The sequence below is a fragment of the Streptomyces sp. TAA204 genome, from assembly GCF_000424965.1.
In genome coordinates, this window is record NZ_AUKW01000004.1 from 126721 (window position 1) to 149505 (window position 22785).

The following is a 22785-nucleotide window of genomic DNA, read 5'->3' on the forward strand; positions in this document are numbered from 1 at the left end:
CCCGCGATGCGCCGATACGGCAAGCACACCGACGAGGACGACATCCGGGTACGCCCCAACCGCAAGGGCACGCGACCCCGTACGCACAACCGCCCCAAGCACGAGGACGCGGCGGAGGGCATGGTGCTGACCGTCGACCGGGGGCGGCTGACCTGCCTCGTCGATGACCGCACCGTCACCGCTATGAAGGCCCGCGAACTGGGCCGCAAGGGTGTGGTCGTGGGTGACCGGGTCGCCCTCGTCGGCGACCTCTCGGGCGCGAAGGACACGCTCGCCCGCATCGTGCGTGTCGAGAAGCGCACGTCGGTGCTGCGGCGCTCGGCGGACGACAACGACCCCTACGAGCGCGTCGTCGTCGCCAACGCCGACCAGTTGGCCATCGTCACCGCCCTCGCCGATCCGGAGCCCCGTCCGCGTCTGATCGACCGCTGTCTGGTCGCGGCCTACGACGCGGGCCTGGCGCCGCTGCTCGTACTGACCAAGTCGGATCTCGCGCCCGCCGAACCGCTGTTGGAGAAGTACACGCCGCTGGGGCTGCGCCATGTGGTCACCAGCCGTTCCGAGTTGGCGGACGCGGGGGCGGTGGAGCGCGTACGGGAGTCGCTGTACGGACGGAGCACCGTCTTCGTGGGCCACAGCGGCGTCGGCAAGACGACGCTGGTGAACGCCCTCGTTCCGGCGCGGCTGCGGCGCACGACCGGTCACGTCAACGCGGTGACCGGACGCGGCCGTCACACCACCACCTCGGCGCTCGCCCTGCCGCTGCCCGTCGAAGGGAGCTGGGTCATCGACACCCCGGGCGTACGGTCCTTCGGGCTGCATCACGTCGACCCCTCACGCGTCATCGGGGCGTTCCCCGACCTGGAGCCGGGCACCGCGGGCTGTCCGCGTGCCTGCAGTCACGACGAACCGGACTGCGCGCTGGACCAGTGGGTGAGGGACGGTCACGCCGACCCGCAGCGGCTGTACTCGCTGCGCAGACTGCTGGCGACGCGTGAACAGGGCGAAGGGGATTGACCCGTCCTCATGCCCCGGCATGGGCATAATCACCCGGAAGTGCGGCACACCGACCGGTGAGGCACATCGGGGACAGTGCGGCCGGGAGCAACGGGAGGCATTCCACATGGCGGCGTGGCTGCTGGTCTTCGTGGCGGGGCTCCTGGAGACCGGCTTCGCGGTCTGCCTCAAGCTCTCACACGGATTCACGCGCCTGTGGCCCACCGTCGCGTTCTGCGCCTTCGCGCTGGGCAGCTTCGGACTGCTGACCCTCGCACTCAAACGCCTGGACGTCGGCCCCGCCTACGCGGTCTGGACGGGCATCGGCGCGGCGGGAACAGCCCTCTACGGGATGGTCTTCCTCGGCGACGTGGTCTCAGCGCTGAAACTGGTCTCGATCTCGCTCGTCATCATCGGCGTCGTGGGCCTGCAGCTCTCCGGCGGCGCACGCTGAGAGCGCTCCGGCACGGGCGTGCCGCCCAGCACACGCACCGCGAACCTGGCTCCCTCGTGCCCTCACGCCCTGGCGCCCTGGCGCCCTGGCGCCCTGGCGCCCTGGCGCCCTCCGGAAGGTCGGTGACAGACCGGCGCGCCGCTCAGCGGGACTGCGCGAGCATCGCACCCACCACCTCGCGGACCTGCCCCAGGGCTTCCTCCTCTCGGCGCTCCGCGTGCGGTGCGACCACGAACGACAGCGCGATCCGCAGCCCCGCCTCGCACGCCAGACTCATCTTCCCCGACAGCCCGTTCGGGGACAGCCCGGCGACCAGCCGCTCGCACAGCGCGGTGGTCAACTCCCCCGGCTCCGCGGGGCGTACGTCCGGGTGCGCGCTCCCCACGACGGCAGGCAGCGGCATCAGCGCACCCCAGCAGCCCGTGAGCGCGGAGCGCACGATGGGCTCGTCGCGGGCGGTGCGCAGCATCCACGCCGCCGCACACGTACACGAGGCCGCCGGGTCCGTACCCCCTCGGCCTGCTTCCGCCGCGGCCCGTACGGCACCTTCGAGGAAATCGTCGACCAGGCGGCCCACCAGGGCAGCGCCGAGACCTTCCTTGCTGCCGAACTCGTTGTAGAGGGTCTGCCGGGACACGCCCGCCGTGGCGGCGACGTCCACCATCCGCACTCCGGGCCACGGTTGTGTACCGACAGCCGTGTGTGCGGCTTCCAGCAAGCTCTCACGTGCAGTGCGCATCGTGCCTCCGTACCCGGCGGCTGGGGTGCGGGACAGAATTGACGCACCACCAGGCCCTGTCAAGACAGTGCGCGGATTCCTGAGGGCCCGAATGGCTCGCACCCGCTTGGTCCCGCCCCGGCACTGCCCTGTGGCTGGCCAACGTGCTGGTCGATACTGTTCGCACATGCCGGACTACCACGATGATCTGCGCCTCGCGCACGTACTGGCCGACGCTGCCGACGCCGCCACGATGGAGCGGTTCAAGGCTCTCGACCTGAAGGTCGAGACGAAACCGGACCTGACGCCGGTGAGTGAGGCCGACAAGGCGGCGGAGGAGCTGATCCGCACCTCGCTCAAGCGCACCCGGCCGCGGGACGCGGTGCTGGGTGAGGAGTTCGGCACGGAGGGGCACGGCTCACGGCGCTGGATCATCGATCCGATCGACGGCACCAAGAACTACGTACGCGGCGTGCCCGTCTGGGCGACGCTGATCGCCCTGACCGAACTGGGAGAGGGCGGTGACCACCCCGTCGTGGGACTGGTATCCGCACCGGCCCTCAACAGGCGCTGGTGGGCCGCGAAGGGCGGCGGCGCCTACACCGGACGCAGCCTGTCGCAGGCCAGCCGGCTGCGCGTCTCCCAGGTACAGGCCGTACGGGACGCCTCCTTCGCCTACTCCTCGCTGCACGGGTGGGAGGAGCGCGGCATGCTGCCCGGCTTTCTGGAACTGACCCGCAACTGCTGGCGGACGCGCGGCTACGGCGACTTCTGGCCGTACATGATGGTCGCCGAGGGATCGGTGGACGCCTGCGCGGAGCCGGAGCTGTCCCTGTGGGACATGGCCGCGAACGCGGTCATCGTGCAGGAGGCAGGCGGGACGTTCACGGGGCTCGACGGCCGGCGGGGGCCGCACAGCGGGAACGCGGCCGCCTCGAACGGGCTGCTGCACGAGGAAGTGCTCAGCTATCTGACGGCGTAGGGCGGAGCGAAGGGGCCGGTGTGACGGGGCCGGTGTCACTGGGCCGGAGCAAAGGGGCCCGCTGCCCCCTTCCCCGAAGGTTCCGCACCCTTGTTGTGGCCGCGGAGGCGTGTGACCATGAAGTCACGAAAGCTTGTGACCTTGTGAATCGCCTCTCGAAAGGGAGACGGTTCCTCCAAGGAGGTGGCCCACGAACATGCCCACCCTTGTCCGAGACGCCATGAGCACAGTCGTCCTCACCATCGGCCCCGCCCACACTCTGCGTCAGGCCGCCACCCTGATGTCGGCCCGCCGTGTGGGCGCGGCCGTGGTCCTCGACCCCGACACCAGCGGACTCGGCATCCTGACCGAGCGCGACATCCTCAATTCCCTGGGCGCGAACCAGGACCCCGACCGGGAATCGGCACACGACCACACCACTACCGACGTCGTCTTCGCGACTCCCGACTGGACGCTCGAGCAGGCCGCACAGGCAATGACCCACGGCGGCTTCCGCCACCTGATCGTACTGGAGGACCAGGGGCCGGTCGGTGTCGTCTCCGTACGGGACATCGTGCGCACCTGGGCGGCGACCGACCACGCGGCGGATCCGCTCGGCATGACGGCGGCACCCGCACCCTGAGACCCCGGCGGAGGCCGTGAGGAGATGTCACCGGAGGGACCGGCACGCGGCCGGTCCCTCCGGTTCTTACGGCGAGCGGCCGGTTCAGCCGCGCAGGGCCTGTACCGCGGCCTCCAGTCGCTTGCCGTAGTCCTCGTCCGCCTTGCGGAAGTTCTCGACGGCCCGCTGGGCGATGTCGTCCCGCGAGACCTGCGAGACGAAGCCCGCGATGTTGTCGACCAGACGCTGCTTGGCGTCCTCGGGCATCAGACGGTAGAGGTTGCCCGCCTGGACGAAGTCGTCGTCCTCGGCGTGCGACGGGGTCACATGATCACCCGTCATGCCCGAGACCGCGACCGGCTCCCACAGTGGCTTGTCGGTCTGCGTCACGCCGTCGAAGCTGTTGGGCTCGTAGTTCTTCCGGCCGCCGTGCCGCCCGTCGTACATCACGCCGTCACGGCCGTGGCTGTTGGCGGTGGTGGCGTGCGGACGGTTGACCGGCAGGTGGTCGCCGTTGATGCCGACGCGGTAGCGGTGGGCGTCGCCGTACGCGAACAGGCGGCCCTGCAGCATCTTGTCCGGGGACGGGCCGATACCGGGCACGAAGTGGTGCGGCGAGAAGACCGACTGCTCGACCTCGGCGAAGATGTTCTCCGGGTTCCGGTTGAGCTCGAGCTTGCCGATCTCGATCGGCGGGTAGTCCTCGTGCGGCCAGACCTTGGTCAGGTCGAACGGGTTGAAGCGGTAGTTCGGAGCGTCGGCCGCCGGCATGATCTGCACCTGGACCGTCCAGCTCGGGTAGTCCCCGCGCTCGATGGCCTCACGCAGGTCCCGCTGGTGACTGTCGGCGTCCTTGCCCGCCAGGGCGTCGGCCTCTTCGTTGGTGAGGTTCTGGATGCCCTGGTCGGTCTTGAAGTGGTACTTGACCCAGAAGACCTCGCCGTCGGCGTTGTTCCACTGGAAGGTGTGCGAGCCGTAGCCGTTCATGTGGCGGTAGGTGGCGGGGATACCGCGGTCACCCATCAGCCAGGTCACCTGGTGGGTCGACTCGGGCGAGAGACCCCAGAAGTCCCAGACGTTGTCCGCCTCCTGCGAGCCGGTGTACGGGTCCCGCTTCTGCGTGTGGATGAAGTCGGGGAACTTGATGGCGTCACGGATGAAGAAGACCGGGGTGTTGTTGCCGACGAGGTCGTAGTTGCCCTCCTCGGTGTAGAACTTCAGCGCGAAGCCACGGGGGTCGCGCACCGCGTCGGCCGAGCCGAGGTTGCCCGCCACCGTGGAGAAGCGGAGGAAGGTCTCGGTCTTCTTGCCGACCTCGGAGAGGAACTTCGCCCTCGTGTATCGCGACACGTCGGCGGTCAGGGTGAAGGTGCCGTAGGCACCCGCGCCACGCGCGTGCACGATCCGCTCCGGGATGCGCTCACGGTTGAAGTGCGCCAGCTTCTCCAGAAGGAGCTGGTCCTGGATCAAGGCAGGTCCGCCGGGACCGGCGGTCTGGCTCTGCTGATTGTCCGCGACCGGAGCGCCGGCTTCCGTCGTCAGCGGACCGGTGGTCTTGTCCTGCACCGTCACGTACTCCTCCTGCTTGATACCTGTGCTGGGCTGAGCCTTTCCCGATCCTACATTGGACATTGTCTAAGTCAAGAAGAGGACGAAGTCCGTACGGGTTCTTTTCCCGGACGCCGACACTGCTAGTGTTGACGTATGAGCGACCTGCTTGAGCGGCTCCGCGACCGCGGCTGGCGGCTCACCGCGCAGCGGCGAGTCGTCGCCGAGGTCCTCAACGGCGACCACGTGCATTACACGGCCGACGAAGTGCACGCACGGGCCTCCGCCCGCCTCCCCGAGATCGCGCGGGCCACCGTCTACAACACGCTGAGCGAACTCGTCTCCATCGGAGAAGTGATCGAGGTCAGCACGGACGGGCGTGCGAAGCGCTACGACCCCAACGCCCGCCACACGCACCAGCACTTGGTGTGCTCCCGGTGCGGCACCATCCGCGACGTCCACCCCTCGGGCGACCCCGTGGCCGGCCTCCCCGAGGCCGAGCGGTACGGCTTCACCATCTCGGACGCCATCATCACGTACCGGGGCACCTGTCCCCCGTGCACCGGTGCCTGACCCGCCGCACCCGGCATCCCCTCCGCTCGCCCAGGTCCCTCCGCAAGCCCTCCCTCAGCGAGCGCTCCCGGAGCCCAGTACGCGGAGAGCACAGCCGGAGAGAACGAACGCATCCCACGGACACAGACACAGCACGAAGGGCCCGGATCTCGGAAGATCCGGGCCCTTCGTCTTCAGTAGCGGGGACAGGATTTGAACCTGCGACCTCTGGGTTATGAGCCCAGCGAGCTACCGAGCTGCTCCACCCCGCGCCGTTGTGCCGTAACTCTAACCCTGCGCTGACGACCAGCGCAAATCGCTTCGCGGAAGCCGGGTCCGGGGCCGCGCGGGCGGGGCCCCGGACCGGTCACGCCGTCAGGTCCGAGCGCAGGGCATCGCACAGCTTGGCCGCGCGTTCGGCCACCTCGGCCGGACCGAGTTCGACCGCCCGAGCACACCAGTGCTGCCCCTGCTCCAACTCGCCACGGCGCGCGCTCAGCAGGGCGAGCCGCAACGCAGCCCGTCCGTGACCGGCCTCGGCGGCGCGGGTCCACCACAGGGCCGCCTCCGGCTCGCTGCCCTCACGGGCGAGCAACAGGCCCAGGTTGAACGCCCCGTTGGGGCTGCCGGCCTCCGCCGCGGCGCGGTACCAGTGCGCGGCGTCGACGATCTCCCCGCGGGCCGCCGCACACATCCCCAGCCGCACCTGCGCACGGCGGTGCCCGTGCTCGGCCGCGCGCTCGTACCACTCCTCGTACTCGTCGCGGCTGCTGACGAGATCCCCCGTCCCGCTCGCGCCGCCCATGCCCTTGCGGCGCTGCAGGAGCACGCCGAGACGGAAGGCCCCCTCGATGCTGCCGCCTCCCGCCGCGCAGCGGAGCCGGCGCTCGGCACCGTGCTCGTCGCCCTCACGCAGCAGCGCGATGCCCACCTGGAGCGCCGCCTCGGTATGACCTGCCGCGGCCGCGCGTGCGTACCAGACGCGGGCGGTGCCCTGGTCTCCACGGCCGGCGTGCAGAATGCCCAGGTTGAAGGCGGCGTCGACGCTGCCGGCCTCGGCGGCCTTGGAGAACCAGGGCTCGGCACCGTCCGCGTCACCGCGCTGGAGCAGCAGCACGGCGAGGGCGTTGGCGGCCTCGCGGTGACCCGCGTACGCGGCACGCCGGTACCACTGCTCTGCCTGGGCGGTACGGCCCTGGGCGGCGCACAGCAGCCCGAGGTTGAACGCGCCGTTGTCGCAGCCCGCTTCGAGCGCCACCCGGTACCAGCGCTCGGCGGCCTGCCGCTCCCCGCGGTCGGCGTGCAGCGCGCCCAGCGCGTTCGCCGCGTTGCCGTCACCGTCCTCCGCGGCGCGGCGCCACCACACGGCGGCGCTGTCCTCATCACCCGCGTCGCGCAGCAGGAAACCCAGTGCGCACGCGGCACGCGGCTCACCGTCCTTGGCGGAGGTGAGGTACCAGCGGCCGGCCTCCTTCAGTTCGCCGCGGCGCTCCAGGATCGCGCCCAGCCGGAGCGCGGCACGACGGTGGCCGCGTGCGGCAGCCTGCCGGTACCACTGCTCTGCCTCGCTTTCGGCCTGCTGCGCGGACCCGTCCTTCTCCTCCCCTTCGGCCGCGCATGCGGCGGCACGCGCGCCGATGATCTGTGCGACCCGGTACGCGGCCTCACGGTGTCCCTGCTCGGCCGCGGCACGGAACCACTCCTCGGCACCGTCCTCGCCACGGTGTTCCAGCAGGTCGGCCAGGGCGTAAGCGCCGAGCGCGTGGCCGCACTCGGCGGAGTGACGCAGCCAGTAGTGCGCCGCGGGCTCGTCGCCGCGCTCGCGGTGGTGCCTGCCGAGTGCGTGCGCCGCCGCGGCCGATCCCGCGACCGCGGCGATGCGCCACCACCCGGCCGCCTCCTCGGCGTGCCCCCGCTGGTGAAGCAGAACCCCCAGATTGTTCGCCGCGGCGCGGTCCCCAGCAGCAGTGGCCGCACGCAGAGGCGGTTCGGCGCCGTCGAGATCGCCACGGCGCAGCAGCTGCGCACCGAGCACGCTCTTCGCGGCAGTGTCGTCGGTGCTGTTGTCAAATCCAGTACGGCTCGCACCGGTCCCCGGTGGACCTTCGAGCCTCACCTTGTCCCCCATAAGCCCCATCGTCGCACCACCCGCAACCCACGTACACCTGGAATACCACCACCAAGTGAGGTCACTACAGAGGTTTGTCGACTTCCCGACAGAGAGACACCTCAAACCGCTTGCCACGAAAGGGGATTGGGGGTTGACGCGTCGTCAACGACGAAGGGCCCGGATCTCGGAAGATCCGGGCCCTTCGTCTTCAGTAGCGGGGACAGGATTTGAACCTGCGACCTCTGGGTTATGAGCCCAGCGAGCTACCGAGCTGCTCCACCCCGCGCCGTTGTGATGACAACTCTACACCACTGCGCGGGGTGCTCCGCACCCGGTGGCTGACCACCGGGTGCGGCCCGACTACTCGTTCTTCGCCTGCTCTTCGGCGTCCACCGCGTCCTTCAGGGCGGCGTTGAGGTCGTCCTGCGCCTCGCCGTACGCCTTCCAGTCGCCCTTCTCCAGGGCGTTCTGACCGTCCTCGTAGGCCTCCTGTGCGTTCTTCAAGGCCTCCTGCACGTTGGGATCGTCCGAGGACGGCGGCGCATCCGGCTCGTCGGGCTCCTCCGGCTCATCGGGCTCCGGGGAATCGCCCTCGCTGTCGAAGACCTTGTCCAGGGCCTCGCCCAAGGTGTTCTCGAAGGCGATCCGCTCCCCGTAGGTGACCAGGACCTTCCTCATGCGTGGGTAGTTCGTCCCCGCACCGCGCACGTACACCGGCTCGACGTAGAGAAGGCCGCCCTCCAGAGGCACGGTCAGCAGGTTCCCGTACTCGATCTCCGAGTCTCCGCGTTTGAGGAGGTTGAGGGACTCGGCGATGCTCGGATCGGAGTTGAACTTGCTCTGCACCTGCGAAGGTCCGGACACCGTGGTGTTCGACGGCAGTCTCAGGATCTTGATCTTGCCGTACCCCGGACTGCGCGTGTCCGCGTCGATCGCCATGAAGGCGCCCAGAGTCTCGCGCTTGTTGGGGTTGAACGTGGTGGTCAGCGAGAAGGTCTGCTTCTTCTCATCCGGCATCTGCAGGCTCAGATAGTACGGAGGAACCGCGTTGCCCTTGTGGGTCGGATCGTCCGGGATCTGCCAGCGCTCACTGCCGCTGTAGAACTGCGAGGCCGAGGTGACGTGATAGCGCGTCAGCAGTTCACGCTGCACCTTGAACAGGTCCTGCGGATAGCGCAGGTGGTCCATCAGCTCGCCGTCGATCGCGCTCTTCGGCTTGACCGTGTCCGGGAACGCCTTCATCCAGGTCTTCAGCACCGGGTCCTTCTTGTCCCACTGGTACATGTCGACCTTGCCGGTGTACGCGTCCACCGTGGCCTTGACCGAGTTGCGGATGTAGTTGACCCGGTTCTGCTGGGCCACGACGGCACGCTGCCCGTCGGTCAGCGAGTCCGCGGTGGTGTCACCGAGCGTCGTACGCGACGAGTACGGGTATCCGTTGGAGGTCGTGTAGGCGTCGACGATCCACTTGATCCGGCCGTCGACGACCGCCGGGTAGGGGTCGCCGTCGATCGTCAGCCAGGGCGCGACCGCCTCGATCCGCTCCTTGGGCGTCCGGTTGTAGAGAACCCGGGAGCCCTCGCCGATCGCTCCGGAGTAGAGGATCTGCGGCTCGTTGAAGCTCAGGGCGTAGGCGGCGCGGTTGAGCGAGCTGGCGAGGTTCACACCGGACTTGCCGGTGTAGGTGTAGGTCTTCTCGCCCTCGTCGTCCGCGTAGTCGAGCTCCTTCTGCGGACCGCCCACGATCGAGTACTGGTTGGTCTTCTCGCCGTAGTAGATGCGCCCCTCGTACTTGCCCAGCTCGCCCTTGGGAGGCAGGTCCTTCTCGGTGAAGGACGGAGCGCCGTCCTTGTCCACCGTGGTCCCCTTGGCGGCGACCATGCCGTAGCCGTGGGTGTACTTGAAGTGCGTGTTGATCCAGTTCTTCTCCGGGATGCCGTCGGTGTTGATCTCCCGGAGGCCGACGACGGTGTCCTGCTCCTTGCCGTCCTTGGTCTTGTAGCGGTCGACGTCGAGCGTCGCCGGGAACTGGTAGTAACCCCTGACCTGCTGCTTCTGCTGATAGGTCGGTGAGACGACGTTCGGGTCGAGCAGGCGCAGGCTGGCGGTGGTGTCCGCGGCGTCCCGCAGCTGCTCCTTGCCTGCCTTGCTGGTGCCCGAGTAGTCCTCCACCTCGGAGTCGTCGATGTCGTAGGCCTCACGGGTCGCCTTGATGTTCTTCTCGATGTAAGGCGTTTCCTTGGCCTGCTCGTTCGGCTGGACCTGGAACTTCTGCACGATCGCCGGGTAGAGCCCGCCGATCAGGATCGCCGAGAGCACCATCAGGCCGAAGCCGATCACCGGCAGCTGCCAGGTGCGCCGCCAGATGGTGGCGAAGAACAGCAGCGCGCAGATGATGGCGATGCAGAACAGGATCGTCTTCGCCGGCAGGTAGGCGTTGGCGTCGACGAACTTCAGACCGGTCCAGTTGTCGGTGGCCTTGAAGTCGCCGGACTTCACCGCCAGTCCGTACCGGTCCAGCCAGTAGGCCACGGCCTTGAGCGCGACGAAGACACCGAGCAGCACGGACAGATGCCCGGTCGCCTGCGCCGTCGCGCGGGCACCCGGCGTGGTCAGGCGCAGCCCGCCGTAGAGGTAGTGCACCAGCGCGGCGGCCAGCAGCGAGAGCACTGCCGCCGCGAAGCCGAAGCTGAGCAGGAAGCGGTACCAGGGCAGGTCGAAGGCGTAGAAGGAGATGTCCTTGCCGAAGTGCGCGTCGGCTTTCCCGAAGGGCACTCCGTTCACCCACATCAGCCACGTGCGCCACTGGCCGGCTGCCGAAGCGCCAGAGATCAGCCCGACCAGCGCCGTGACGCCCAGCAGCACCCACTTCTTGTACGGAGCGATGCTCATCCGGTAACGGTCGAGGCTCTGCTGCTCCAGCGACATCGCGCTCAGTGGGGGACGCAGCTTGTGCGCGAGCCAGATGTTCAACCCCACCGACACCGACATCAGCAGGCCGAAGACGGCGAACATGCCGATCTTGGTCCACAGTGTCTTGGTGAAGACGGCGGTGTAACTCACCGAGCGGTACCAGAGCCAGTCGGTCCAGAACCCGGCGAACATGACGAAGAGCATGGCCAGCACCGCGAGCACGGCCACTGTCAGCAACAGCGTCCGGGAGCGCCGGGATGGTCGGCCCACTCTGATCCGTGGCCCTGAGGGACCGCCTGAGCCGGAGCCGCGGTCCGGCATCTGGAAAGCCAAGGTGCGCACCTCGAAGATCGCAGTGGATGAGGACGGGCCCGCATCGTAGGCCCACTCATGCAACTTAACGAACCTTTACCCAGTTCCCGATCCCGGGGTGGAAGGCGGCACGATATAGAGATGGAATATCTCCCCACCGAAGGCACACCCCTTGCTGCCGGTCCTCTCACCCAGGCAGTGCTCGAACTCGACGAGTACGCGGCAGGGCTGGGCTGGGACCAGCCCAGCCGTCTGTTCGCGCTGGTCGACACCGCTCAGCTGCGCGAACAGGAACCCGAACTCGCGGGCCAGCTCGGCTTCGACGAGACCGGCGGGTCCGGTGCCTCGCTGACCCCCGTGGAGCAGGACGAACTTCCCACCGGCGCCCCGCTCGACGAGTTTCTGGCGACGATCGCCTGGCCCGACGCCGTCGCCGGCTGCGCGATGACGGTCGAGCGGCTGATGCTGCCGCACTCCGCCGAGGAGTCGATGCCTGAAGAACTCCGGCGGGAGGGCGCCGAGGAGGCGCTCACCGAGTGGGTCGCCGGACATCCCGAACGTCAGGAGGTACGGATGACCGTCGCCGTACTGCGGGACGGCACGCGGGAGTCGGCCCTGCGCCTGCGTGAGAAGGACACGGCGACCGAGGTGCTGACCGGGGCCGGCCTGGTGCCCGGGCTGGCCGAGGCGCTGGCGGCGACGTTCGAGGAGTGACCAGCCGGGACCGGCGTCACGGGGACACGGCCGTCAGCTCGCCCTGCACTGCGGGAGGGCGGCCGTGTCGTCGTTGCGGATCTTCTTCAGCGCGCTCATGGCGTCGTCCAGGGTGCCGGTCCTGACGAGGGTCAGTCCGGACGGCCGGTCCTTGGCGGCGGTGGGGCAGTTGTCCTCGGGAGTGAGGAAGTACTTGGCGCCCTTGGCACGTGCCGCGACCGTCTTCATCTGGATGCCGCCGATGGCGCCGACCTTGCCCTCGTCGTCGATGGTGCCCGTACCGGCCACGAACGACCCGCCGGTGAGGTCTTCGGGGGTCAGCTTGTCGACTATGCCGAGCGAGAACATCAGCCCGGCGCTGGGACCGCCCACGTCCGCGAGCTTGATGTCGATATCGAACGGGAAGGTGTAACCGACCCCGGGCTGGATGCCGACTATGGCCCGCCCGTCGTCACCCGCCTTCTTCGTGCCGACGGTTATCTGCTTCTCATCCCGCGCGGAGGGCTCGCGCCCGGCCTTCTCCGCGGCCTTCGCCCTGGCCGCCGGAACGATGGTGAAACGGACCTTCTCACCGGGATCGTGCTTGGTCACCACATCCGCCACCTCGTTCGGCTCGGCCACCTTCTTGCCGTCCACCGCACGGATGATGTCCCCGGCGTGCAGCTTGCCCTGAGAGGCACCGCCCTTGACGACTGAGCCGACGATGATGTGGGAGGGAACGTCGGTCCCCAGCTCCTCCAGCGCCGCCACCTTCGCGCTCTCCTGGGAGGCGCTGAACTCCTCCGCGTTCTCCTGGTCGACCTCCTTGGCCGACTTGTCCTCCGGGTACAGCGTCGAGTGCGGAACGACCGCACTGTCGTGCTGGAGCCAGCCGCCCACCGCCTCCGCCAGGTTCATGCGGTAGTCGGCGCCGGTGACGCGGACCGTCGTCATGTTCAGGTGGCCGGAGGTCTCGTACGTCCTGTGGTCCTTGATGTTGAGCACCGGATCGCCGTCGTGTTCACCGAGGGTGTTGACGGTCGGACCGGGTGACATCTCGGCGTAGGGCACCTTGATCAGCAACCCGGCACAGAGCAGACCTATGAGCAGCAGCGTGGATGCGAGCATCGTCGCGGTGCGGCGTGGCATGGAACGACAGTAAGGGACAGCCCTGTCATTCGGCCGTCCGGGCCGGTCCGTCCGGGGCCGGGTGAGCGGCGCTCGGGACCGGTTCTGCGGCGGTCTCCGGCTGGAGCGTCCCTGCGGCCTCGTCGCGCCGTGAGCGTTCCATGGCCTGCCGGAAACGCTCGTAGCCGGCGACCCCGGCGGAATCCGGAATGCCCGTCCGGCGCCGGCTTGCCCAGCTGCTCCAGACGCCCGCCACGACAGCGGCAAGAAGTGGAATCAGCAACCAGGAGAGTGCCGCCATGAGGACCTCCCGACCCCTTGTGAACTCGCTCTACGCCCGAGCCCTCCGAACAGAACGGCCGATGAGCAGATTAACTCTCGGCAGGACAACGGTCTTTCCCGGGGTCCGGTAGCGCAAGCGGAACGTGCACCGTACGGGTGCCGCGGTCACCCGGCACGGTGACGGCGCTACGCCAACCCGCCCAGCCGGATTTCGGGGTCCTACACGAGGCAGCGCCACGCGCCGACCCTCCCAGCCGCCGCCCGACCACCACCCCAAGATGACGGCACACGCGCCGACCCTCCCAGCCGTCACCCGACCACCACCCCAAGATGACGGCACTACGCGCCGACCCATTCTTCTGTGCCGTCCGTGAAGGTCTGGTGTTTCCAGATCGGGACCTCGTGCTTGAGGTTGTCGATGAGGCGGCGGCACGCCTCGAACGCCTCCGCGCGGTGCGGGCAGGAGACCGCGACGACGACCGCGAGATCACCCACGGACAGTTCGCCGACCCGGTGCACCGCGGCCAGCGCGCGCACGGGGAAGTCGGCGGCCACCTTCTCCGCGACCCGGCGCAGCTCGGCCTCGGCCGTGGGATGCGAGGAATACCCCAGACGGGTGACATCAGCGCCGCTGTCGTGATCCCTCACCGTGCCGACGAAAAGCGCGGTACCGCCGGCGGCCGTGTCACCCACCGCGGCGAAGACCTCATCGACGGAGAGCGGAGTCTCGCGGATGCCCAGCAGACGGACAGGGTCGTCCGCCGCCTGCTCGCCCGGGTGGTCGTACGTGTGCGCCATGACCTCATGCTGCCGCACATTGCCGCAGCGGTGGAAGATCGGCGTGGAACGGAGGCCGGAGCAGGCGGCCGGCCGGACCGACGACGGACGGCCGACAGCCGACAGCCGAGCGAGCGGTCCCGACGCCGTGAAACGGCGCGGGCGAGGCCCGCCGCCCGTCACAGCCCCCGGCGCTTGCGAGCCCTGCGCACCAGCGCGGCCGTACCCAGCAGGGCCACGGTGGCGCCCGCACCCGCGGCAGTGGCCGCCTCGGTACGTCCGAGCCGCCGCCCCGCGACCGTGTGCCGGCCGGCGACCTCCTCCAGCAGTTCCGCCAGCACTCCTTCGTTCGTCCAGCGAGGCCGCCAGCCCGCATCGTGCAGGCGGGAGCCGGACACGACCCAGGGGTGCATGGTGTAGGCGAGGTCCCCCGCGGGCGACGGGGTCAGCCCCAGCCGGTGCAGCCGGGAGGCGGCGCCCAGGGCGACAGCCGAGGGCAGTTCCATGCGCCGTATGCCCGTCAGCTCCTCGACCTCTTCCTGCTCCAGCCATCCGTCGCAGCCGACCGCCATCTCGCCGTCGGCCTTGCCCAGTACGGCGAACTCCAGGGCGCCGACCAGATCCTCGACGTGGCAGAACTGCCAGCAGGGACGTGAGTCGGCCACGACCAGCAGCCGCGGCGACTCGAAGTACCGGGTCAGGGCCGTATCCATACCCGCGCCCACGAGCACGGAGGGGCGCACGACAGTCACGTTGAGCCCCGGGTGGGCGCGGGGCGCCCGGCGTGCAAGCCGTTCGATCTCCAGCAGGTCACCGACCGCGGTCGCTTCCGCCGTCGCCCGCAGCTCGGCGTCCTCGGCGAGAGGGACGTCGTTGTCGGGCAGGGCCCCGTAGACCATCGTCGACGTGCACAGGATGACCCGGTGGACGCCCGCTGCCGCGGCAGCCGTCAGCACTGTCTGAGTACCGCGCACGTTGAGGGCGGTACGAGCGGTGGGGTCGGTCTCCAGATCGAGGTCGAGGGCGAGGTGCACCACGACGTCCACCGGATCGCCGTCGTTGCGCAGCCGGTCGGCGATGGCGGGATCGCGTACGTCGAGCGTGTGCCACTGGGCCTCGCTGACCTCCCCGCGGCGCTCGTCGAGGGCGATGACGCGCTTGATCTCCTCCGATGCGGCGAGCCGCTCGGTCAGCAGCGCGCCGACGCCTGACGCGGCCCCCGTGACGGCGACGGTTGGGGTTCGCGCTGCGCGAACGTTGCTGTCGGTGGAACTCACCGGTCGTCTCCAGCGGTTGTTTCTGGTAAGAGGTGCGCAGGCTCCATCCTGCCTGACACGTGTCTAGGCTGGAGGTGGAGCCCGTGAGATCGATGCAGGCTCGCACATGTCCCGATTGGTCCACTTCGACCAGTCGGTTCAGTCCAACGTAGTCCACCCGCTCGTTCTTGCCGGCCAACCGCGAGCGCACCGTCCCTGCGGGACCCGCAAGACCTACGAGACCCACGACAGAGCCGAGGAAACCCGTGAGTGACACCCCATTCGGATTCGGCGTACCTCCTGAGGAGCCCGAAGACGGGGACGAGGGCAAGAAGAAGGGCGACGGCGCCGGACAGAGCGGCCGCGGCGGCCAAGGCGGCACCCCCGGACCCTTCGGATTCGGCGGCGGTCAGGGCGCATCCGGCGGCGACAATCCGCTGGCCGCCATGTTCGGCTCGCTCGGCGGCGGTCAGGGCGGCATGGACCCGGGCGACCTGGGCGCGGCCTTCCAGAAGCTCGGCCAGATGCTCTCGTACGAGGGCGGCCCGGTGAACTGGGACATGGCCAAGGACATCGCGCGCCAGACCGTCGCGGCCGGGCCCTCCGGCAGCGCGGCGCAGTCCGGCGACGAGAGCCCCTCGGGGACGCTCGTCAAGGACGCCAGCATCGGCCCGAGCGAGCGCGCCGCCGTCGAGGAGGCGGTACGGCTGGCCGACCTGTGGCTGGACGGTGTGACGTCCCTGCCGTCCGGCTCGGGGTCCGCGGAGGCATGGAGCCGCGCCGAGTGGGTCGAGTTCACGCTTCCGGTGTGGAAGGACCTGGTGGACCCGGTCGCCGAGCGGGTCGGCACGGCGATGGGCGACGTGCTCCCCGAAGAGATGCAGGCCATGGCGGGGCCACTGCTCGGAATGATGCGTTCCATGGGCGGTGCCATGTTCGGCACGCAGATCGGTCAGGCTCTGGGCGTGCTGGCGGGGGAAGTGGTGGGCTCGTCCGACATCGGCCTGCCGCTCGGCCCGCCCGGAAAGGCAGCGCTGCTGCCGGGGAACATGGCCGCGCTCGGTGAGGGCCTCGGCGTCCCCCAGGAGGAGGTGCGGCTCTACCTGGCGCTGCGCGAGGCCGCGCATCAGCGGCTCTTCGCGCACGTGCCGTGGCTGCGCTCGCACCTCTTCGGCGCTGTCGACGGGTACGCACGCGGCATCACGGTGGACACCTCCAAGCTGGAGGACGTGGTCGGGCAGTTCGACCCGCAGCGTCCTGAGGAGATCCAGGAGGCCCTTCAGCAGGGCATGTTCCAGCCGGAGGACACACCTGAGCAGAAGGCCGCGAAGGCCCGGCTGGAGACTGCTCTCGCACTGGTCGAAGGCTGGGTGGACGCGGTGGTGCACGCCGCCGCAGAGCCGCATCTGCCCTCCGCCTCCGCGCTGCGGGAGACGCTGCGCAGGCGCAGGGCGTCCGGCGGTCCGGCTGAACAGACGTTCGCCACCCTGATCGGGATGGAACTCCGCCCGCGGCGGCTGCGCGACGCGTCCCGGCTGTGGGCCTCGCTGACGGACGCACGGGGCATGGAAGGGCGCGACGGCCTGTGGGCGCACCCCGACATGCTGCCCACCGCCCAGGACCTGGACGACCCGGACGGGTTCGTGCACAGCGAGAACCCGGACTTCTCCGAGCTGGACAAGCTGCTCGGGGACGCCGCGGAGGACTCCGCCAGCGACCGCGGCAAGAACAGCGGCAAGGGCGACGGTGAGAGTGACGGCGGCGACGGGAACGGCGAAGGGAAGCAGTGAGCCTGCTCGAGGACGCGACCCGCACGCTGACGGAATGGTCCGCTCCGGATGAGGAGCAGAACCGGCTGCGGCAGGAGTATCTGAGCCATCTGCAAAGGCACCCGGACGGCATGTGGAAGGCGTGCGCCGACGGGCACCTCACAGCCAGCGCCCTGGTCGTCGACCCGCTCGGCGCGCGCGTACTGCTGACGCTGCACCGCAAGCTGCGGATGTGGCTCCAGATGGGCGGCCACTGCGAACCGGAGGACACCTCTCTGGAGAGTGCGGCGCTGCGCGAGGCCGGGGAGGAGTCCGGGATCACCGGTCTGAGCCTGCTGCCGGGCGGACCCCTGCGGCTGGACCGGCACCGCACACCGTGCGCCTGGCATCTGGACGTGCAGTACGCGGCGCTGGCGCCGGAGGGTGCGCTGGAGCATGTGAGCGAGGAGTCGCTGGAGCTGCGCTGGTACGGCTACGAAGCGGTGGCGGAGGTCGCCGACGAGTCGGTGGTAAGGCTGACGGAGCGTGCCCGCGCCCTGGTCCGGAGCGAGCCGGCCCGAGCGGCCGGGTCGGCCGGGACACAGGGCGGGGCACCGCCGCTCAGTTGGTGAAGATGTTCCCCTGGTTCTGTCCGGCGGCTCCCTGCGGGCCCATGCCGTACTGCGCACGCAGCCCCTGACCGATCACGGCGTTCTGCGGAGGGAGCAGTTCGCTGGGCTGGACGAGAGCGTGACCCTGCCCCATGAAGCTCAGCTCCCAGCCCTCGCCGGTGTTGCCGCGACGCCGCCACACGCTCGAGGCGCTGGTCTGCGCCTGCATCTGCACCCGCAGCGAGCTGGACCAGGCGACGACCGCGTCGGCGTCCGCGTTCGCGTAGGCGTCCGGCGTGACACGCAGCATCAGCGGCTGACCGGACGTCATCAGAGCGACCTTGCCCTGGCCGGAGATGTTGAGGTTGTACTTGCCGGACCCGGAGACGCCGAACTGGCTGTCCACGGAGATGACTTCCCAGTGCAGACAGGAGTCGAGGGCGAGGACGTAGGCGCCGTCCACGGTCAGGCCCTCGGGGTCGACATCCACAAGGTGTATGTGCTGCGCGAGGTTGGCGAGATAGACGGTGCCCTGCCCGGAGCAGCGCATCAGATCGAGCCCTTCGCCGGTCATCCCACTGGCACGGCGCTGCTGCCGGCTCTGGAACTCGCCGTCGAACTCCAGCATTCCCTGGTAGGCCACCATGCTGCCCTTGCGGGCCAGCACGTCCTCGTGGCCGGTGAGGGCCACGCGCAGCAGCTTCGGGTTCTGCATGGTGTAGCGGTCCTGGCTCTGGACCTCGGTGTAGCCGAAAAGCGGACTCTGCATGGTGTGTACGCTCCCCTCCCCCGTCAGCCTCGTGCCCGCAGGCGGTCGGCGCTGTCCTCACTGGGCTGTACGACGACGAATCCCTGGCCGGAGAAGCCCATTTGGTAAGCCTCGCCGCTGCCGCGTCCGATCATCGAGGACGCCTTGAAGCTGCGCTTCCCCTTCATCTTCAGATGTGTGGACCAGGCGACGAGAGCGTCGGGGTCCACGTAGGTCTCGTCGTCGCCGCGCCCGCAGTCGACGACCACGGGCACTCCGCGGGTGGTCAGGGCGACCCATCCGGTCCCGGAGACGGCAACGTTGAACAGGCCCTGCCCGGCGAACTTCGCCATTCCCTTCACGCGCTGCACGCCCCATCCGAGGTGTGCGTCGAAGGCGAGCAGGTTGGTGCCGTTGACGGAGATGCTCTCGTCGTCGAGATTGAGCACGACGACGTCGGCCCCGTAGTCGGCGAGGTAGAGCAGGCCGTCCCCGTGGCAGCGCATGAGCGGGGCGCCCTCACCGGTGAGCCACTGGGAGGCCCGCTGGCGTACGGCCGGGGGGTTGGGCTCGTACTGCACGAAACCCTCGTAGGCGATCATCGAGCCGACGCGGGCGAAGAGGTCCTGCCCGCTCTGCATGACCACCTTGAGCATGTGGGAACCGTGGTTCTCCATGCGGGCTGCCGGCTGGGCCGGCGAGAAGCCCGAGACGAGCTGCTGATCCATGACGGGCTCCCTCACACCTCGTAGGGCTGGACGACGATGAAGTTGCCGGGCGCACCGCGGAATTGAAGGTTCACGGTCTCGCCGCTGTGGCCGGGGTAGGCCTGGCGGCGCAGCCGCACCTGGCTGGAGACGACCACCTGGGAGGCTGCCGACCACGCGACGACGGCGTCGGCGTCCGCGAAAGTGGTGGGGGTGACCGGGAGGACCACCGGGGTTCCGTGCGTGGTGACCACGACGGTGCCGGTGCCCTGGAAGGCCATGGTGAACAGCGCACCACCGGGGATGCCGTGGCCCTCGATGCGGCGCACCTCGTGCTGGAGGCTCTCGTCGAAGGCAAGGACACGGTCGGCCGAGACGCAGATCGCGTCACCCTGCAACTCGATCGGGTGGAGCGACGCGGCCTCCTCGGCGAGGAAGACCTGACCGCCGCCCGTACAGCGCATGAGCTGCATCTCCTGGCCCGTGGCGCCGCCGACGACGCGGCCCTTGAAACCGGCTCCCTTGTAGCTGAAGTCGACCTTTCCCTGATACAGCACCATGCTGCCCTGCCGGGCGAGGACGGGCTGGCCGTCGATGCCGAGGTCGACGCGGGCGAGCTGTTCGTTCTGAAGGGTCCAGCGCCGGCCTGTGGGGGCCTCGCGGTACTTGTCGAGAGTGACGCGCATGCCCGCGGCCGGAGCCTGCGGGACCTGCGGGGCGTACGGCGCTTGCGGGGCGTACGGCGCTTGCGGAGCCTGTGGAGGCTGCGGAGCGTACGGGGCGTACGGGGCCTGCGGGGCCTGCGGGGCCTGCGGGGGGCTGTACGTCTGCGGGGCGGCCGGCGGCTGTTGCTGCACGGGGGCCGGCGGCGGACCGGGTGGGCCGGGCGGCTGCCCGTACCCCGCCGGCGAGAAGGCGTTCGGATCGGCGACCGTGGGGGCGGAAGCGTGTGCTGCCGCGGGGTGGTCCGCCTGCGTCGGTGTGGGTTGCGGCCCGGGTGCAGCGGGCGGTCCGGGGGAGGCGGGCTGCTGCGGGACCTGTGGAGCCTGCGGGGTGGCAGCCGTGGCACCGCTGTCGGCCGGCGGCGCGAAGGCGGGCGGCTGTGTCCCGCCCGCCGGTGGCGCGAAGGCCGGTGCCGCGGAAGGCTCGGGAGCGGTCTCCTCCTCCAGCACCTCGCCGCCGAAGTTGCGCAGCAGGGCCTCGAGCCCGCCGTCGAAACCCTGGCCGACCGCCGCGAAACGCCAGACGTCCTTGAAGTAGAAGTCGCCGAGCATCACGGCGCGTTCGGTGCTGAACTCCGAGCCGTCGAAGGCATACCGTGCGACCTCTTCGCCACCCGCGACGATGCGTATGTAGCCGGACCGGACCTGCGACATCTGTCCGGCCCCGTCGAGGGCCGCGGTGAAGGACAGCCGCTTGATCTGCTGGGGAATGCTGTCGAGCGTCACACGGAAGGACTCCGTGTCGCCCGCCTGGGCCCCGAGTTGCTGGAGCGACTCCTCGGGGGACTTCGGCTGGTTGAAGAAGATGAAGTACCGGTCGTCGGAGAGCCGTTCGTCGGCGTCGAGACCGAAACAGCTGATGTCGAAGGTGAGTCCGGGGCCGTCCATCTGCACGCCGACGTACAGGTCCCGGCCGGCTGTCAGATCACTGATTCTGGCCTTGTGGCCGCGTTGGAATTCCCTGGCCATACGTAACGACCGTCCCCCGTCCGTAGCTGTGTGCGTCTCGCGGCGTCAGGCTATCCAATGGGTGTGGGAAGTTCACTCGTCGCGTGCGGCCGGAATATGAGGCAGCCTCTCGGCGGCCACGGCTCCCTCCAGGAAACCGCGGGCCCGCTCCGTGCGGGGGTAGGCGTCCAGCAACTGCCAGAAGCGCCGCCCGTGTCCGGGCACGAGCAGGTGCGCGAGTTCGTGCAGCAGTACGTAGTCGACGACGTACTCCGGCATGCCGCGCAGCCGGTGCGAGAGCCTGATGCTGCCCTCGGCCGGTGTACAGGAACCCCACCGGGTGTTCTGGTTGGTCACCCACCGTACGGAGGCGGGCCGTGCCCGGCCTTCCAGATACCGCTCGGAGAGCTGGGCCGCGCGGTCGGCCAGCTCTCCGTCACCCAGCATGCGCTTGCTCTCCTGAGCCGCCAGCTTGTCGAGCATGACACCCACCCAGCGCCGCTCCTCGTCGGGGGACATCCGGGCGGGAATCATCACGATCGTGCGGCCGCCCTCACGGTAGGCGGAGACCGTACGCCTGCGGCGCGTGCTGCGACGCACTTCGACCGACTGCTGGCGGGCACTGTTCAGCGGGTCGGCGGACACGCCCCGACGTTACCCGCTGGCGGGAGCGGAAGTCCCACCTCCGCCCTGGTTCGGGGCATTTGCCCCTTACCGGCTCGCTTCATATGACTACCTCCCACGCCTGTGGACAACTCTCGGCACTGGGCGGCGCAGCAACCGCATGCTGTCCTCGGCAGAAGCGAGACCCGAGAGGGCGGGGAAGCATGCATCCGATGATCAAGCCGGCGCTGCGGCGTGCCTGGCGTGACAGGCAGACAGTGCAGTACGGCGCGGCGCCCGCACACGCGGTGCTGCTGGGGCCGGTGGACAACGCGACCGCGGCGTTCATGGAGTTGATGGACGGCACGCGCAGTCTCGCTCAGCTCGGAGCGGAGGCAGCCCGGCTCGGGCTGTCCCGCGGGACGGTGGACCGTCTCGTCGAGCGGCTCTCAGCGGCCGGTGTGCTCGACGACGCCACGGCGGACCGTGAGGCGGCAGCGAGCGTGAGCGACCGGCTGCGTCCCGACCTGGGTTCGCTCTCCGTCGTCCACCGGGAACCGGGAGGCGGCCTGCGCAGACTGGTGGCCCGGCGCGAGAGTTGTGTGCAGGTGCGGGGCGCCGGCCGGGTCGGGGCGCTCGTCGCCTCGACGCTGGCAGCGGCGGGGGTGGGCGAGGTGGACGTCGTGGACGGGGGCCACGTCGAGCCCTGGGACGCCCTGCCCGGCGGCGTCCCGGCCGGAGACTGCGGGGAGAGGCGTGACGTGGCGGCGCGAAGAGCCGTGGGCCGGGCGAAGCCCTGGCGTTCACCAGCCGGGTCCAGGCGCGGCATCGGGCTGGTGGTGCTGGCACCGCGCGACGGCCTTGACGCATACGCCCCGGACCCCGCGGCGGCGGAGGGATTCGTGCAGTCGGGCACTCCGCATCTGTACGGCGGGGTGGTGGAGAGCACGGGCGTGGTGGGCCCTCTGGTCCTTCCGGGAGCCTCGCCGTGTGCCGGCTGCCTGTTGCGCGGAAGGGCGGAACGGGAGCCGAGCTGGCCAATGGTGGTGGGCCAGTGGCGGACATCGGCGAGACGCAGATCGGGGGTTCCCGCCTGTGACGCCGCGCTGGCGACGATGGTCGCGGGGGCCATCGCCTCGTACGCGCTCGGATTCCTCGACGGGGACGGTCACTGCGCCGCCGGCTACCGCATGCGGTTCGCCCTGCCGCATCTGATGGGTGACACGGAACAGTTCTCGCCCCATCCCGAGTGTCCATGCGGTGCCGCTTCGGTGACAGGAGACCGCCCGGTCTCGGCGGCGGTCGAAGAAGAGGTCACAATGGCGTGATGGCCGCCGTCCTCGGTGCTGTCCGGTTGAGCCGTCTGGAAGTTGGAG

At 69.6% G+C, this 22785-nt stretch carries 20 protein-coding genes and 2 tRNA genes; 9 read left to right on the top strand and 13 right to left on the bottom strand.

Features of this window, described 5'->3' with window-relative positions:
* Window positions 1–6 precede the first annotated feature (6 nt).
* Window positions 7–1017 carry a ribosome small subunit-dependent GTPase A gene (rsgA, locus tag H343_RS0108890; protein ID WP_028430842.1) on the top strand — a complete coding sequence of 337 codons (1011 nt, stop codon included), beginning with the start codon at window positions 7–9 and terminating at the stop codon, window positions 1015–1017.
* 106 nt (window positions 1018–1123) lie between these two features.
* A complete protein-coding gene (locus H343_RS0108895; RefSeq protein ID WP_028430843.1) occupies window positions 1124–1450 on the top strand; it encodes a DMT family transporter in 327 nt (108 codons plus the stop codon).
* Between the two features lie 142 nt (window positions 1451–1592).
* Here the strand turns inward: H343_RS0108895 and H343_RS0108900 are convergent, their stop codons facing one another.
* A complete protein-coding gene (locus H343_RS0108900) occupies window positions 1593–2189 on the bottom strand; it encodes a TetR/AcrR family transcriptional regulator (protein ID WP_078505271.1) in 597 nt (198 codons plus the stop codon).
* 166 nt (window positions 2190–2355) lie between these two features.
* Between H343_RS0108900 and hisN the strand changes: the two genes are divergently transcribed.
* Window positions 2356–3150 (top strand): histidinol-phosphatase, encoded by a 795-nt coding sequence (hisN, locus tag H343_RS0108905; RefSeq protein ID WP_028430845.1) that lies wholly within the window; start codon window positions 2356–2358, stop codon window positions 3148–3150.
* Between the two features lie 196 nt (window positions 3151–3346).
* Window positions 3347–3772, top strand: a complete 426-nt coding sequence (locus H343_RS29720) for a CBS domain-containing protein (RefSeq protein ID WP_037903096.1) — start codon at window positions 3347–3349, stop codon at window positions 3770–3772.
* Window positions 3773–3856: 84 nt separating this feature from the next.
* On the opposite strand, the gene H343_RS0108915 is transcribed toward H343_RS29720, so the two are convergent.
* Entirely contained in the window at window positions 3857–5323 is a 1467-nt protein-coding gene (locus H343_RS0108915) for a catalase (protein ID WP_028430846.1), read from the bottom strand.
* A gap of 132 nt (window positions 5324–5455) precedes the next feature.
* Here H343_RS0108915 and H343_RS0108920 point away from each other — a divergent pair, with 132 nt between their 5' ends.
* The gene (locus H343_RS0108920) at window positions 5456–5872 is read left to right on the top strand and encodes a Fur family transcriptional regulator (RefSeq protein WP_028430847.1); all 417 of its coding nucleotides are present in this window, start codon (window positions 5456–5458) and stop codon (window positions 5870–5872) included.
* A gap of 177 nt (window positions 5873–6049) precedes the next feature.
* On the opposite strand, the gene H343_RS0108925 is transcribed toward H343_RS0108920, so the two are convergent.
* The 4 genes from H343_RS0108925 to H343_RS0108940 form a co-directional block, all read right to left on the bottom strand.
* Window positions 6050–6123: transfer RNA gene (locus tag H343_RS0108925), tRNA-Met, on the bottom strand.
* Between the two features lie 95 nt (window positions 6124–6218).
* Window positions 6219–7988: a tetratricopeptide repeat protein gene (locus tag H343_RS0108930; RefSeq protein WP_051264848.1), complete on the bottom strand. Its 1770-nt coding sequence runs from the start codon at window positions 7986–7988 to the stop codon at window positions 6219–6221.
* Window positions 7989–8173: 185 nt separating this feature from the next.
* A tRNA-Met gene (locus H343_RS0108935) sits at window positions 8174–8247 on the bottom strand.
* A gap of 74 nt (window positions 8248–8321) precedes the next feature.
* A complete protein-coding gene (locus tag H343_RS0108940) occupies window positions 8322–11195 on the bottom strand; it encodes a UPF0182 family membrane protein (protein WP_486586857.1) in 2874 nt (957 codons plus the stop codon).
* Window positions 11196–11327: 132 nt separating this feature from the next.
* On the opposite strand from H343_RS0108940, the gene H343_RS0108945 reads away from it, so the two are divergent.
* Complete coding sequence (locus H343_RS0108945) at window positions 11328–11900, top strand: PPA1309 family protein (RefSeq protein WP_028430850.1); 573 nt, start codon at window positions 11328–11330, stop codon at window positions 11898–11900.
* Between the two features lie 33 nt (window positions 11901–11933).
* On the opposite strand, the gene H343_RS0108950 is transcribed toward H343_RS0108945, so the two are convergent.
* From H343_RS0108950 to H343_RS0108965, 3 genes are all read right to left on the bottom strand, one after another.
* Window positions 11934–13028: a PDZ domain-containing protein gene (locus H343_RS0108950; protein ID WP_028430851.1), complete on the bottom strand. Its 1095-nt coding sequence runs from the start codon at window positions 13026–13028 to the stop codon at window positions 11934–11936.
* Between the two features lie 600 nt (window positions 13029–13628).
* A complete protein-coding gene (locus tag H343_RS0108960) occupies window positions 13629–14087 on the bottom strand; it encodes a molybdopterin synthase catalytic subunit (protein ID WP_028430852.1) in 459 nt (152 codons plus the stop codon).
* A 158-nt stretch (window positions 14088–14245) separates the two neighbouring features.
* On the bottom strand, window positions 14246–15343 hold the full coding sequence (locus H343_RS0108965; RefSeq protein WP_028430853.1) for an SDR family oxidoreductase: 1098 nt from the start codon (window positions 15341–15343) through the stop codon (window positions 14246–14248).
* Between the two features lie 245 nt (window positions 15344–15588).
* Here H343_RS0108965 and H343_RS0108970 point away from each other — a divergent pair, with 245 nt between their 5' ends.
* Together H343_RS0108970 and H343_RS29730 are read left to right on the top strand one after the other, a co-directional pair.
* Window positions 15589–17112: a zinc-dependent metalloprotease gene (locus H343_RS0108970; RefSeq protein ID WP_028430854.1), complete on the top strand. Its 1524-nt coding sequence runs from the start codon at window positions 15589–15591 to the stop codon at window positions 17110–17112.
* Entirely contained in the window at window positions 17109–17702 is a 594-nt protein-coding gene (locus H343_RS29730) for an NUDIX hydrolase (RefSeq protein WP_078505272.1), read from the top strand. The genes H343_RS0108970 and H343_RS29730 overlap by 4 nt, the downstream gene beginning before the upstream one ends.
* On the opposite strand, the gene H343_RS0108980 is transcribed toward H343_RS29730, so the two are convergent.
* The 4 genes from H343_RS0108980 to H343_RS0108995 form a co-directional block, all read right to left on the bottom strand.
* Window positions 17692–18450 carry an AIM24 family protein gene (locus H343_RS0108980; RefSeq protein ID WP_028430855.1) on the bottom strand — a complete coding sequence of 253 codons (759 nt, stop codon included), beginning with the start codon at window positions 18448–18450 and terminating at the stop codon, window positions 17692–17694. The genes H343_RS29730 and H343_RS0108980 overlap by 11 nt on opposite strands.
* Before the next feature lie 23 nt (window positions 18451–18473).
* On the bottom strand, window positions 18474–19157 hold the full coding sequence (locus H343_RS0108985) for an AIM24 family protein (protein ID WP_028430856.1): 684 nt from the start codon (window positions 19155–19157) through the stop codon (window positions 18474–18476).
* An 11-nt stretch (window positions 19158–19168) separates the two neighbouring features.
* Entirely contained in the window at window positions 19169–20827 is a 1659-nt protein-coding gene (locus H343_RS0108990) for a TerD family protein (protein WP_028430857.1), read from the bottom strand.
* Window positions 20828–20899: 72 nt separating this feature from the next.
* A complete protein-coding gene (locus H343_RS0108995; protein ID WP_051264854.1) occupies window positions 20900–21451 on the bottom strand; it encodes a M48 metallopeptidase family protein in 552 nt (183 codons plus the stop codon).
* A gap of 182 nt (window positions 21452–21633) precedes the next feature.
* Between H343_RS0108995 and H343_RS29735 the strand changes: the two genes are divergently transcribed.
* The gene (locus tag H343_RS29735) at window positions 21634–22737 is read left to right on the top strand and encodes a ThiF family adenylyltransferase (RefSeq protein ID WP_037903100.1); all 1104 of its coding nucleotides are present in this window, start codon (window positions 21634–21636) and stop codon (window positions 22735–22737) included.
* Window positions 22738–22785 lie beyond the last annotated feature (48 nt).